Below are 12396 nucleotides of genomic sequence, written 5' to 3' on the forward strand. Positions count from 1 at the left end.
GGTGGAACCCGCCCCCGCCGAGGGGTGGGCCGGAGGGGTGGGCCGGAATCGTGCGGCCCCCTCGTGGGTTGCCCATCACCGATGACGACCACCAGCCCCCGCTCCGGCACCGACGCTCCCGCCACCGCCCCGCCCCGGGCGCTGGTCGTGCTGCTGGCCGTGGCGTGCGGTGCCACCGTCGCGAACCTCTACTACGGCCAGCCGCTGCTCGGCGAGATCGCCGGCGCCTTCGGCGTGGGGGAGGGGACGGCGGCGCTCGTGGTCACCCTGACCCAGCTGGGGTACGCCGCCGCGCTGCTCCTCGTGCTGCCGACCGGCGACCTGGTCGAGAACCGGTCGCTGGTCACCCGCGTGCTCCTCGGCACCGCCGCGGCGCTCGCCCTGGCCGCGCTCGCGCCGTCCTTCTGGCTCTTCGGGCTGGCCGCGGTGCTGGTGGGCGTGACCTCGGTGGTCGCGCAGATCCTGGTGCCCTTCGCAGCCCACCTCGCACCCGAGGACGCCCGCGGCCGCGTCGTGGGCCAGGTGATGAGCGGTCTGCTGCTGGGCATCCTGCTCGCCCGCACGGTCGCGAGCCTGGTGGCCGAGGTGCTGGGCTGGCGGGCGATCTACGCGATCTCCGCCGTCCTCATGCTGGTGCTGGCCGTCGTGCTGCGGCGGGTGCTGCCGACGCGGCGACCCGAGCACACCGCGGGCTACGGCTCGCTGCTCGCGACGGTGGTCGAGATCGCCCGCACCGAGCCGGTGCTCCGGGCCCGGGCGCTGTGCCAGGGAGCGATCTTCGGTGCGTTCACCGCCTACTGGACCGCCATCTCCTACGAACTCCACGACGAGCACGGCCTCTCCCAGGCCGGCATCGGCGTCTTCGCCCTCGTCGGCGCGGCGGGTGCCGCGGCGGCACCTCTCGGTGGCCGGCTGGCCGACGGCGGTCGGGGCCGCAGCGCCAGCGGTCTCATGCTGCTGCTCGCCTCGCTGGCGGTGGCCGCGGCCGGACTCGGCTCGGCGCACCTGTGGGTGCTCGCGCTCGGCGGCGTCCTGCTCGACCTCGCCGTGCAGAGCCACCAGGTGATGGCCCAGCAGGAGATCTACGCGCTGCGACCCGAGGCCCGGGCCCGCATCAACACCGTGTTCATGGGCACGGTGTTCCTCAGTGGGGCGGCGTCGTCCGCCGTCACCGGTGCGCTGCACGAGGCGGGCGGTTGGGCGGCGGTCTGCTGGTTCGGTGCGGCCCTGCCGCTGCTGGGTCTGGCCGTGTGGGCGCTGCGCCTGCGTCCGGGCGCCGGCACGGCGACGTCAGTCGGCTGAGCGCTCCCCGCCCGGCACCCACAGGACGTCGCCGCGCTCGCGGTTCGCATGCCGGGCCAGGATGAAGACGAGGTCGCTGAGCCGGTTGAGGTAGGTGATCGCCAGCTTGTTCATGGTCTCGCCGTGCACCTCGAAGGCCGCCCAGGCGGCGCGCTCGGCCCGTCGCACCACCGTGCGCGCGACGTGCAGGTGCGCGGCCCCCGGCGTGCCGCCGGAGAGGATGAAGGAGCGCAGCGGCTCGAGGTCCTCGTTGTAGCGGTCGCACCAGGCCTCGAGCCGGTCGACGTAGTCCTGGGTGATGCGCAGCGGCGGGTACGCGGGGTCGGGGACGACGGGGGTGCAGAAGTCGGCACCGACGTCGAACAGGTCGTTCTGCACGTGGGTCAGGACGGCGACGACGTCGTCGTCCAGCGCCCCCTGCGCGATGGCCACCCCGAGGGTCGCGTTCGCCTCGTCGACGTCGGCGTAGGCGTGCAGGCGCAGGTCGTTCTTGGTGGTGACGCTCATGTCGCCGAGCCGGGTCTCCCCGCCGTCGCCGGTGCGGGTGTAGATGCGCGTCAGGTTCACCATGGCGCCGAGCCTAACGAGCCGTCGGGCAGGCCCCGCCCGCGGTCCGCGTAGGTTCGGAGCATGACCCGCCTGCGCCTCCCGCTCCTGCTGGCCCTGCCCGGGCTGGCGCTCGGCGCCGCGGGCGTCCTGCACCCGCACCATCTGACCTACGACACCGCCCGCTCGTGGTTCGGCCTGCACCTCGCGGGTCTGGTCGTCTTCCCGCTCGTCGGGCTCGCCCTGATGCGGGTGGTGGCCGGACGCCGCGACCCGCTGGCCTGGCTCGTGCGGCTCGCCGCCTATGGGTACGCCACCTTCTACACCGCGCTCGACGTCGTCAGCGGGCTGGCCGCGGGCTGGGTCACCCGCCGCATCGGGCCGGGCGTCCCGCGCCCGGAGGAGGTCTCGCTGCTCTTCCGACTCGGGACGCCGATCGGCGAGGTCGGCTCGGCAGCGCTGCTCGTCGCGGTCGTCGCGCTCACCCTCGATCTCGCCCGACGGCGTCCGCGGGCGGCCCTGCTCGGCCTGCTCCTGGTGCCGGGTGCGTGGCTCGTGCACACCGACCACATCTTCGCCCCGCAGGGCGCGATCGGGATGGCGCTGATCGGCGTGGGCACCGGTCTGGCTGGACTGGTCCAGGGTCAGGTCGTGACACTCCGTGCCGATCCGGATGCAACCGATCGCCCCTGAGACGCGTCATGGTGGTGACGGCACGTGTCGGGTCCGCCCGGCGCGCCAACCCTGGGGAGGGCCGATGGACATCATCACCGACGGACCCACGCTCGTGCTGAGCGGCGACTTCGACGTGCGCAGCACCTCCGCGGTGCGCGACGCGCTGCACGACCAGATCCGCCGCCTCGACGACGACGTCGTCGTCGACCTGAGCGGGGTCGAGGTCGTCGACCTCACCGCGCTGCGGGTCCTGGGAGCGGCCTCGCTGGCGGCCGCCCGCAGCGGGCAGCTGGTCCGGCTGCGCGGGTGCACGCCGGCGGTGCGGCGCATGCTGCACCTGACCCATCTCATCCGGGTCGTCGAGGTCGAGCGCGAGCCGATCAGCGCCTGACCACCGCCTGACCACCGCCTGATCAGCGCCCGAGCGTCCCGGCCGCCCCTCCCGTCCGCGCGGCCGGCGGGCGGCGTCCGTGTCGGTTTCCCCACACGGACGCCGGTTACCAACGGGTAGATATGGGCCTACCCTGACCCTCATGACGGAGTCGACGAGCGCTCAGGCCAAGGACAAGCCGTGGGTGATGCGGACCTACGCCGGTCACTCGACCGCGAAGGCGTCCAACGAGCTCTACCGCACCAACCTGGCGAAGGGGCAGACCGGCCTCTCGGTCGCCTTCGACCTGCCCACCCAGACCGGGTACGACCCCGACTCCGTCATGGCGCGCGGTGAGGTCGGCAAGGTCGGCGTCCCCGTGCCGCACCTGGGGGAGATGCGCAAGCTCTTCGACCAGATCCCGCTCACGTCGATGAACACCTCGATGACCATCAACGCCACCGCCATGTGGCTCCTGGCGATGTACCAGGTGGTGGCCGAGGAGCAGAACCCCGACTTGACGCCCCAGGAGGTCGCCGCCCAGCTGGCCGGCACGACCCAGAACGACATCATCAAGGAGTACCTCTCGCGCGGCACCTACGTGTTCCCGCCCGAGCACTCCCTGCGGTTGATCGCCGACATGATCGCCTACACGGTCCACCAGATCCCCAAGTGGAACCCGATCAACATCTGCAGCTACCACCTGCAGGAGGCCGGTGCGACGCCCGCGCAGGAGCTCGCCTACTCGCTGTGCACCGCGATCGCCGTCCTCGACCGCGTCAAGGCCTCGGGTCAGGTCGACGAGGCCGACTTCGAGAAGGTCGTCGGCCGCATCTCCTTCTTCGTCAACGCCGGCGTGCGGTTCGTCGAGGAGATGTGCAAGATGCGCGCCTTCGTGCAGCTGTGGGACGAGATCGCCCGCGACCGCTACGGCGTCACCGACGCCAAGATGCGCCGCTTCCGCTACGGCGTCCAGGTCAACAGCCTCGGCCTGACCGAGTCGCAGCCGGAGAACAACGTCCAGCGCATCGTGCTGGAGATGCTCGGCGTCACGCTGAGCAAGAACGCCCGCGCCCGCGCCGTCCAGCTGCCCGCATGGAACGAGGCCCTCGGCCTGCCGCGTCCGTGGGACCAGCAGTGGTCGCTGCGCCTGCAGCAGGTGCTGGCGTACGAGTCCGACCTGCTCGAGTACGAGGACATCTTCGACGGCTCCCACGTGGTCGAGGCCAAGGTCGCCCAGCTCGTGGCCGAGGCGAAGGCCGAGATCGACCGCGTCCAGGCGATGGGCGGAGCGATCTCCGCGGTCGACTCCGGCTACATGAAGCAGGAGCTCGTCTCCGCGCACGCCGCCCGCCGCGCACGCATCGAGAACGGCGACGAGATCATCGTCGGCGTCAACAAGTTCACCACCACCGAGCCCTCCCCGCTCACCTCCGACCTCGACGGCGCCATCATGGTCGCCGACCCGGAGGCCGAGCGGCTGGCGCAGGAGTCGGTGGCGGACTGGAAGGCCCAGCGCGACGAGACCGCGGTGGCCGAGGCCCTGCGGGCGCTCGCCGAGGCCGCCAAGACCGACGCCAACCTCATGCACGCCACCCTCGCCGCCGCCCGTGCCGGCGCGACCACCGGCGAGTGGGCCGGCACCCTGCGCGAGGTCTTCGGCGAGTTCCGCGCCCCGACGGGCGTCAGCGGCGCGATCGGCGTGGCCGAGGCCGGTGCCGAGCTGACCGCCGTCCGTGAGCGCGTGCGCGCCACCGGCGAGGAGCTCGGCGGTCGCCTGCGCCTGCTGGTCGGCAAGCCGGGCCTCGACGGTCACTCCAACGGCGCCGAGCAGGTCGCCGTCCGGGCCCGCGACGCCGGCTTCGAGGTGATCTACCAGGGCATCCGCCTGACCCCGGAGCAGATCGTGTCGGCCGCCGTCGCCGAGGACGTGCACTGCGTCGGCCTCTCGATCCTCTCGGGCTCGCACATGGAGCTCGTGCCGGCGGTGCTCGAGGGCATGCGTGCGGCCGGCATCGGCGACGTCCCGGTGATCGTGGGCGGCATCATCCCCGACTCCGACGGACGCCGGCTCAAGGAGCTCGGCGTCGCGGCGGTCTACACGCCCAAGGACTTCGGCCTCACCGAGATCATGGACGGCATCGTCGGCGTGATCCGCACGGCCAACGGCCTGGACTGATCCGCCGACCGATGTGACGCAGATCAGGTAAGCCTCGCCTTACCTGTTCTGATAGCCTGCTCCCATGGGCAAGGGCAAAGGCGCCGCGAAGGCTTCGAAGAAGAAGGTCAAGGCTCCGAAGTTGAAGTGCTGCGCCTCGAAGTCGAAGTGCGGTCGCTGTCCACTGCGCATGCTCAAGGACGGCTCGCTCCCGTGCGGGTATACGGTGAAGCACCGCAAGCTCGTCCGCGTGGACGGCAAGAAGTTCAGCAAGAAGGACCTCGTCAAGGCCGCCTGAGCCGCCTCAGCCCCCTTGGCCGGCAGGTCGCCGTCCTCACGATCCTCCAGGAGTCACCCGTGGTCGCAGCCCGGTTCGCCGAGCAGCTCAACGCCCAGATCGGCAACGAGCTGGCCGCCCACAACCAGTACCTCGCCTGCGCGGTCTACTACGACGCCCAGACGATGCCGCAGATGGCGGCCTTCTTCTACCAGCAGGCGCTCGAGGAACGCGAGCACGCGCTGATGATGGTGCAGTACCTCCTCGACACCGACGCGACCGTCGGCATCCCCGGCGTGGAGGCTCCGCGCTCGGACTTCGCCGACGTCGCCGCACCCGTCGCCCTGGCCCTGGAGCAGGAGAAGCGGGTCACCGAGCAGATCAACGCCCTGCTGCGCACCGCCCGCGAGGAGTACGACTTCGCCAGCGAGCAGTTCATGCAGTGGTTCATCAAGGAGCAGGTCGAGGAGGTCGCCACCATGAGCGACCTGCTCACCGTCGTGCGCCGCAACCTCGACGACGTCGAGAACATCGAGGAGTGGGTCGCCCGGGAGACCGGCGGCGAGGGCGAGGACCCCACCGCTCCGCCGATCGCCGGCGTCTGAGACCGGCCCGCGGACGGCGGGCTTTCGATCGGGTCGGTGCCGGTCGGGTCGGGGGCGCTCGGTGCCGCTCAGTGCCGATCGAGCCAGCGCAGCACCGTGCGCTGCACCTGCGGCGCCTTGCGCTCCAGCGGCAGCGCGGAGCCGACGCCGGCGAAGGTCCGGGTGGTGACGCTCGGGCTCGCGCCGAAGCGCGCAGCCTGGCGATCGGCCGAGCCGGGCCGGTTCAGCGCGTCCTCGGAGCCGAAGAGCAGCAGCACGGGCACCTCGATGCGCCCGGTCGTGGCCAGGGAGGCCAGCAGCAGGCCCGACAGGCTGGTGACGTCGCCGCACGGGACGGCGTTGCGCAGCGCCGTCGCACGGCGCAGCACGCTCGGCACCGCGTCGGCGAAGAGCAGGGAGGCGAAGTCGTTCGCCGTCTCGCCGTAGGAGGCGTAGGAGGCTCCGCCGAGGCAGGTCAGCGTCTGCCGGCCGGCCTCCTGGACGGCGCGCTGGGAGGCGTTGGTGTCCGACCACGACATCAGCACCAGGCCGTCGACGTCGTCGTGGTCGGCCGCCTCGAGCTGCGCGATGGCCGCGCCGACGGCGTGGCCGTGGACGACCACGTGCAGCGCGTGCGGCGGCGCGATCCCGCGGCCGTCGGCGAAGGCGTAGTTGCCGGCGTAGAGGCGCTGGATCACCTGGTGCAGCATGTCGGCCTGCGCGCCCAGGCAGGTCGCGCGGCCGTCGTCCAGGGGGCTGCCGTCGTAGCCGAGGCGATCGAGCACGAGGGTCAGCTCGCCGCGGCGGGCGAGGGCGCCGGCGTAGTCGTAGGCCCGCTGCGGCGCCTGCCAGAACCATCCGCCGGTGCCGACGTCGTGCACCAGCACGTTGATCCGGCCGCCGCCGTCGGCTCCGCTCACCGCGCGACGGCTGCCCACCAGCGTGCCGCGCAGCGTGTAGCTCCCGCGGTCGCTGGTGCAGGCCACCGAGCTCTCGTTGGTGTTCACCACGTCGAAGGTGACCGCACGCCGCACGATCCGGGACTCCCGAGCGGTGGGCGCGGTGGGGCCGGTGGCGCGGGTACCCGTGGCGGATGCGGGGGAGTCGGCCTGGGCGGGGGTGGTGGCCGAGGCGCCCGTGACGGCGAGGACGACGGCGAGGCCGAGACCGGTGAGGGCGGACAGGGCGCGGCGGGGGGCGGGGTGGTGCGACGACATGTGGTGAACGTATGTCAATAGCGCGGTCGGAAACAGACTGACGGTATGTGACGCTGGTGACCTCGATGCCTACCGCCCACCGCAGGTCGGAGGTCCCGGAGAACCTCAGTTCCCGCGCGGTCGCCGAGGCCGACGTCCTAGGCTTCGACCGTGCGGGAGGTGGGAGCGGTACCGGCGGTCGAGGCTGCCTGGAGGGCGGGCTTCGTGCACGTCCCCGAGCCGCTCCTCCTGGTCGACCACGACGGCGTCGTCCTCGCGGCCAGCGGCGCATGCGCCACCGCCTTCGGGGTGCCGGTCGAGGAGCTCGTCGGCATGTCGATGGACAGCCTCCTGGGCGTCGGGCTCGACGACCTGTCCTTCTCCTCGCCGGGCGAGGACGACCTGCGAGCGCCCGTCACGGTGACCGCCCGCCGTCCCGACGGCGGGTCCTTCGCGGCCGAACTGCGCGCCTCGCACTTCGAGGACGACGGCGCCGACCGGTGCTGGGTCGCGGTCTCCGACGTCACCGATCGGATCCGTCAGCAGCAGGAGGCCGACCGGGTGCGCGACGACCTCATCGCCACCGTCTCCCACGAGCTGCGCACCCCGCTCACCTCGATCATCGGCTACGTCGAGCTGCTCGGCGACGTCGCGGCCGCGGAGCTCAGCCCGACCTCGCGGCGGATGCTCTCCATCATCGAGCGCAACGCCGACCGCGAACTCCGCCTGGTCAACGACCTGCTCGATCTGGCCTTCCTCACCGACACCGCCGCCGGTCACCACGTCTCCGACCAGGAGGTCGCGCTGGTCTCGGTGCTGCGCGGCTCGGCCGACGCGGCGCGGGTCAGCGCCGAGCAGCGTGGCATCGACCTGCGCGTCGAGCTCGACGGGACGCCGTCCCTCACCGTGCGCGGCGACGCCCAACGCCTGGGACAGGTGGTCGACAACCTGCTCACCAACGCCGTGAAGTTCACCCCGAGCGGGGGGCGGATCGTGCTCAGTGCCCGCGTCGGTGAGGAGGCCGGGCCGGTGGCCGTGCTCGAGGTGCGCGACTCCGGCCCGGGCATCCCCGCCCACGAACTGCCGCGCATCTTCGACCGCCTCTACCGTTCCTCGCTCTCGGTGCGCGAGCAGGTGCCGGGCGCCGGCCTCGGGCTCTCGATCGCACGCGCGATCGTCGAGGCGCACGGCGGCCACATCGAGGCCGAGAGCGAGGTCGGTGTCGGGACCGCCGTCCGGGTGGTGCTGCCCCGGGTCGTCACGCCCGATCGCTGAGCCGACGCGTCGCCACCACGGCGTCGCACGGAAGGGCGCCGCGGATGTGCGGGAAGAGCTCGCTGCCCCCGGGCTCGCCGGGTTCCTCGACCACCTCGATGCCGCGCGCGGTGAGGACCCCGACGTCGATGTCGAGCAGCACGAGCTCGGCATCGTCGAGGTCGGCGTAGAAGCGCTCCCGCACGACCGGCCACTGCGCGGGAGTGCTCGCATGGAGGAAGCCCACCTGCTCCAGGGTCAGGCCGCGGGTGGAGACGCGGTACTCGCCGATCGCGAGCGCGGCGTCCCAGTCGGTACGCAGGGCGAGGTGGTGGATGATCATCGGCGTTCGGGGAGCAGCAGAACCACGTGGAACCTGGGCGTGCCGGTCACGACGGTTCGGGCAGACGGCGGATGATCTCGGCGAGCGTGCCTTCCATGGCCTCGAAACGGTGGGTGTGATCGTCGAGGGTGGTCCCGAGGCCGGTGAGGTGGGCTTCGACGCCGTCGAGTCGGGTGTCGAGGCCGGTGAGGTGGGCTTCGACGCCGTCGAGTCGGGTGTCGAGGCCGGTGAGGTGGGCTTCGACGCCGTCGAGGCGGCGGCCGTGGTCGGCCTGCGTGGAGGCCACTGCGGTGAGCCCGGCTTCGAGGCCGTCGAGGCGGCTCCCGACCTCCTCGAGTCGGCGGGTGTGGTCGTGCTGAGTGGTCCCGATGGCCGTGAGCAGCTCGTAGATCGACTCGGTGTCGTTCTCGAGCCGCGTGATGCGTCGATTCGTGCCGGGATCGCTCGCCATGGCTGCCACGGTAGGTCGGTTCCGCGGGACCCGCCACCCGCGCACCGTCGATCTGTGGACGGGCGCCACCACGCCCAGGTGGGTCAGAACAGGCGGTCGGTCGGGTCGTCGATGCCGCGCAGCGCGTCGTAGTCGACGACGGCGCAGGCGATGCCGCGGTCCTCGGCGAGCACCCGGGCCTGGGGCTTGATCTCCTGGGCGGCGAAGATGCCGCGCACGGCGCCCTTGGTGGTCAGCAGCGGGTCGCGGTTGAGCAGCTCGAGGTAGCGGGTCAGCTGCTCGACACCGTCGATCTCCCCGCGCCGCTTGATCTCCACGGCCACCGAGAGCCCCTCGGTGTCGCGGCACATGAGGTCGACCGGGCCGATCGCGGTGGGGAACTCGCGGCGCACGAGGGTGAGGCCGGGGGAGAGGGTGGCGGGGTGCTCGGCGAGCAGCTCCTGCAGATGCTTCTCCACGCCGTCCTTCTGCAGGCCCGGGTCGATGCCGAGGTCGTGCTGGGAGTCGTGGAGCACCTCCTCGATGAGGATGCGCAGGGTGTCGGGCTCGGCGCCCTTGGCCGCCTTGGCGGTGACGGTCCATTCGATGCGGCCGTCCTCGGCGCTGCCCTCCCGCACGGTGCACGGCGGCGACATCCAGTTCAGCGGCTTGTAGGAGCCGCCGTCGGAGTGCACGAGCACCGACCCGTCGGCCTTGATCATCAGCACCCGGGTGGCCATCGGCAGGTGGGCGGTCAGCCGGCCGGCGTAGTCGACCTGGCAGCGCGCGACGACGAGTCTCACGGGCGCCGAATCTACAGTGACGCCATGGCTCCTCCGCGCGTGCGCCTCGCCCGTCCCAGCGATCTGCGGCACCTCGCGGCGATCGAGGACGCCGGCGGCCCGATGTTCGAGGAGTTCTGGGGCCGGCCCGCGCCTGAACTGCGCCGCCCCGCCCCGACCGGCGCACAGCGGGACGCCGTCGGCACCGTGCTCGTCGTCGGAGCGCCGCCCGCGGGGTTCGCGCACGTCGTCGTCCTCGACGGCCATGCCCACCTCGAGCAGGTGAGCGTGCATCCGAGCCATCAGCGTCAGGGGCTCGGACGCGCCCTGGTGACGGCCGCGCGGGAGGAGATGCGGTGGGCGGGCTTCCCCGAGCTGACCCTGTGCACCTACCGCGACGTCCCGTGGAACGGACCGTTCTACGCCGCCCTCGGCTTCGAGGAGGTCGCCGCCCCCGAGCCGTGGCTGGCGCGCCTGCTGGCGCGTGAGGTCGAGCTCGGGATCACCGGATACGGCGCGCGGATCGCGATGCGCGTCCGATTGTCGCGCATGTGATCCCACACACCGGACGAATCGGTTACCGACGGGTAGTACATGTGTCACGATCGGGCGCATGACCTCCGCCGCTCAGATCGCCGAGACGCTGATCTACCCGTATCTGAACCACGCCGTGCGCATGTACGAGGAGAAGTACGCCTCGCGCGCCGACATCGACGCCGCCATGCGCTTCGGCTGCGGCTACCCCAAGGGCCCCCTGACCGTGCTCGACGAGATCGGCCTCGACGTCGTCCGCGACGCACTCGCCGCGCGCTACGCCGAGACCGGCGACCCGCTGCACAAGCCCGCCGACCTGCTGGAGTCCCTCGCCGGCCAGGGCGCCACGGGCAAGGACGCCGGTCGCGGCTTCTACGCCTACGAGGACGGCGCGATCGCGCTGGACTCCGAGACCCCCTCGGCCGACGACGCCCCGCAGCTGCGCCACGACATCCGCACCGTCGGCGTGGTCGGCACCGGCACCATGGCCTCGGGCATCGTGCAGGTCTTCGCCCAGGCCGGCTACGACGTCGTCTACGTGGGCCGCGGTGAGGACAAGGTCGCCGGCGTGCGCACCTTCATCGAGAAGTCGCTCGACAAGGCGATCGCCCGCGGCAAGTCCGACGAGGCCACCAAGGCCGCCGTCCTCGGCCGCCTGACCGGCGCCACCGAGCGCAGCGCCCTGGCCGAGGTCGACATCGTGGTGGAGGCCATCGCCGAGGACCTCGACATCAAGCAGGAGCTCTTCGCCGACCTCGACCGCATCTGCAAGCCCGGCGCGATCCTGGCCACGACCACCTCCTCGCTGCCGATCACCTCCTGCGCGGAGGTCACCTCCCGCCCCGAGGCCGTCATCGGCATGCACTTCTTCAACCCGGCCCCGGTCATGAAGCTCGTCGAGGTCGTCACCACCGTGCAGACCGGCGCCGACGTCGACGAGACCGTGCGCGCCCTGTGCGCCAAGACCGGCAAGGTCGCGGTGTCCTGCGGCGACCGCGCGGGCTTCATCGTCAACGCGCTGCTGTTCCCCTACCTCAACGACGCCGTGAAGCTCTCGGAGTCCGGCCTCGAGCTCGGTGTCATCGACACCGCGATCAAGGAGCAGGCGGCCTACCCGATGGGTCCCTTCGAGCTCCTCGACGTGGTCGGCAACGACGTCTCGCTGGCGATCCAGGAGGAGCTGCTCCGCGAGTTCCGCCAGCCCGGCTTCACCCCGGCGCACACGCTCAAGCAGGTCGTCGCCGAGGGCAAGCTCGGCCGCAAGACCGGCCAGGGGTTCCACGACTACCGCTGACCCCGGTCAGCACCGTCACTCAGCAACCTCACTCAGCACCGCCACTCAGCACCCTCACGACGGGCGCCACCGGACGCAGGTCCGGCGGCGCCCGTCGTGCGTCCGGTGCGCAGGCAAGGGGATCCGTCCGCGGCGTCAGAGGGTCGCGTCAGGCCGGCTGCACCCGCGCCGCTCGCTGGTCGCGCTGCCGACCCGCGACCACCGTCTCGAGGGCGGCGAGCAGCCCGGCGCTGGTGAAGGGTTTGCCGACGAAGCCGTCGACACCGGCCTCCAGTGCCGCCTCGGGCTCGTGGTGCGCGCTCATCATCAGCAGCGGCAGCTCCGTCGTGGCCGGGTCCGCACGGATCGCCCGGGTCAGCCCGACGCCGTCCAGGCGCGGCATCATCTGGTCGAGGACGACCACCTCGATCGGACGCGCATCGACCCGGCACTGAGCCAGCAGGCCCAGCGCGAGGACGCCGTCCGCCGCGAGCACCACCTCGTGCCCCGCCCGACGCAGGAAGAGCTCGACCAGCAGGCCGAGGTCGGGGTCGTCGTCGACGACGAGCACGCGCATGAGGGTCCCTCCTCGCCGGCGCCCCCGGGTGGGCGGCGGCTTCGTCGGAGGCCGTCCGTGGCCTCCACGCACCCCTCATCGGCAGCGGCCGACCG

15 protein-coding genes are annotated in these 12396 nt (G+C 72.1%); 9 read left to right on the plus strand and 6 right to left on the minus strand.

The genetic code is table 11. The features are described from left to right. Positions 1–81: 81 nt before the first annotated feature. Positions 82–1302: an MFS transporter gene (locus ABD671_RS04750; RefSeq protein ID WP_344732094.1), complete on the plus strand. Its 1221-nt coding sequence runs from the start codon at positions 82–84 to the stop codon at positions 1300–1302. Here the strand turns inward: ABD671_RS04750 and ABD671_RS04755 are convergent. After that, entirely contained in the window at positions 1291–1872 is a 582-nt protein-coding gene (locus ABD671_RS04755; RefSeq protein WP_344732095.1) for a cob(I)yrinic acid a,c-diamide adenosyltransferase, read from the minus strand. The two genes, ABD671_RS04750 and ABD671_RS04755, sit on opposite strands and share 12 nt — an antisense overlap. Before the next feature lie 60 nt (positions 1873–1932). On the opposite strand from ABD671_RS04755, the gene ABD671_RS04760 reads away from it, so the two are divergent. The 5 genes from ABD671_RS04760 to ABD671_RS04780 all read left to right on the plus strand — a co-directional run bounded on the left by ABD671_RS04760 (position 1933) and on the right by ABD671_RS04780 (position 5933). Next, positions 1933–2541 carry a hypothetical protein gene (locus tag ABD671_RS04760; RefSeq protein WP_344732096.1) on the plus strand — a complete coding sequence of 203 codons (609 nt, stop codon included), beginning with the start codon at positions 1933–1935 and terminating at the stop codon, positions 2539–2541. A 64-nt stretch (positions 2542–2605) separates the two neighbouring features. Beyond that, positions 2606–2914 carry an STAS domain-containing protein gene (locus tag ABD671_RS04765; RefSeq protein WP_344732097.1) on the plus strand — a complete coding sequence of 103 codons (309 nt, stop codon included), beginning with the start codon at positions 2606–2608 and terminating at the stop codon, positions 2912–2914. Positions 2915–3056: 142 nt separating this feature from the next. Beyond that, positions 3057–5072, plus strand: coding sequence for a protein meaA (locus ABD671_RS04770; protein WP_344732098.1), 2016 nt, complete (start codon positions 3057–3059; stop codon positions 5070–5072). A gap of 64 nt (positions 5073–5136) precedes the next feature. Then, complete coding sequence (locus ABD671_RS04775) at positions 5137–5349, plus strand: hypothetical protein (protein ID WP_344732099.1); 213 nt, start codon at positions 5137–5139, stop codon at positions 5347–5349. Positions 5350–5408: 59 nt separating this feature from the next. Then, on the plus strand, positions 5409–5933 hold the full coding sequence (locus tag ABD671_RS04780) for a ferritin (protein WP_344732100.1): 525 nt from the start codon (positions 5409–5411) through the stop codon (positions 5931–5933). Between the two features lie 68 nt (positions 5934–6001). Here ABD671_RS04780 and ABD671_RS04785 read toward each other — a convergent pair whose 3' ends face one another. Beyond that, entirely contained in the window at positions 6002–7129 is a 1128-nt protein-coding gene (locus ABD671_RS04785) for an alpha/beta fold hydrolase (RefSeq protein WP_344732101.1), read from the minus strand. A gap of 150 nt (positions 7130–7279) precedes the next feature. Between ABD671_RS04785 and ABD671_RS04790 the strand changes: the two genes are divergently transcribed. Beyond that, entirely contained in the window at positions 7280–8383 is a 1104-nt protein-coding gene (locus tag ABD671_RS04790; protein WP_344732102.1) for a PAS domain-containing sensor histidine kinase, read from the plus strand. Here the strand turns inward: ABD671_RS04790 and ABD671_RS04795 are convergent. The 3 genes from ABD671_RS04795 to nucS all read right to left on the minus strand — a co-directional run bounded on the left by ABD671_RS04795 (position 8367) and on the right by nucS (position 9938). After that, complete coding sequence (locus ABD671_RS04795) at positions 8367–8705, minus strand: DUF952 domain-containing protein (RefSeq protein ID WP_344732103.1); 339 nt, start codon at positions 8703–8705, stop codon at positions 8367–8369. The two genes, ABD671_RS04790 and ABD671_RS04795, sit on opposite strands and share 17 nt — an antisense overlap. Positions 8706–8751: 46 nt before the next feature. Further along, entirely contained in the window at positions 8752–9156 is a 405-nt protein-coding gene (locus tag ABD671_RS04800) for a hypothetical protein (RefSeq protein WP_344732104.1), read from the minus strand. Between the two features lie 83 nt (positions 9157–9239). Then, complete coding sequence (nucS, locus tag ABD671_RS04805; RefSeq protein WP_344732105.1) at positions 9240–9938, minus strand: endonuclease NucS; 699 nt, start codon at positions 9936–9938, stop codon at positions 9240–9242. A 24-nt stretch (positions 9939–9962) separates the two neighbouring features. On the opposite strand from nucS, the gene ABD671_RS04810 reads away from it, so the two are divergent. Further along, complete coding sequence (locus tag ABD671_RS04810; RefSeq protein WP_344732106.1) at positions 9963–10472, plus strand: GNAT family N-acetyltransferase; 510 nt, start codon at positions 9963–9965, stop codon at positions 10470–10472. A gap of 58 nt (positions 10473–10530) precedes the next feature. Continuing rightward, positions 10531–11745, plus strand: a complete 1215-nt coding sequence (locus tag ABD671_RS04815) for a 3-hydroxyacyl-CoA dehydrogenase family protein (RefSeq protein ID WP_344732107.1) — start codon at positions 10531–10533, stop codon at positions 11743–11745. Between the two features lie 148 nt (positions 11746–11893). Here the strand turns inward: ABD671_RS04815 and ABD671_RS04820 are convergent, their stop codons facing one another. Next, the gene (locus tag ABD671_RS04820) at positions 11894–12301 is read right to left on the minus strand and encodes a response regulator (protein WP_344732108.1); all 408 of its coding nucleotides are present in this window, start codon (positions 12299–12301) and stop codon (positions 11894–11896) included. Between the last annotated feature and the right edge of the window lie 95 nt (positions 12302–12396).

This window comes from Nocardioides fonticola (genome assembly GCF_039536805.1).
GTDB classification, from domain to species: Bacteria; Actinomycetota; Actinomycetes; order Propionibacteriales; family Nocardioidaceae; genus Nocardioides; species Nocardioides fonticola.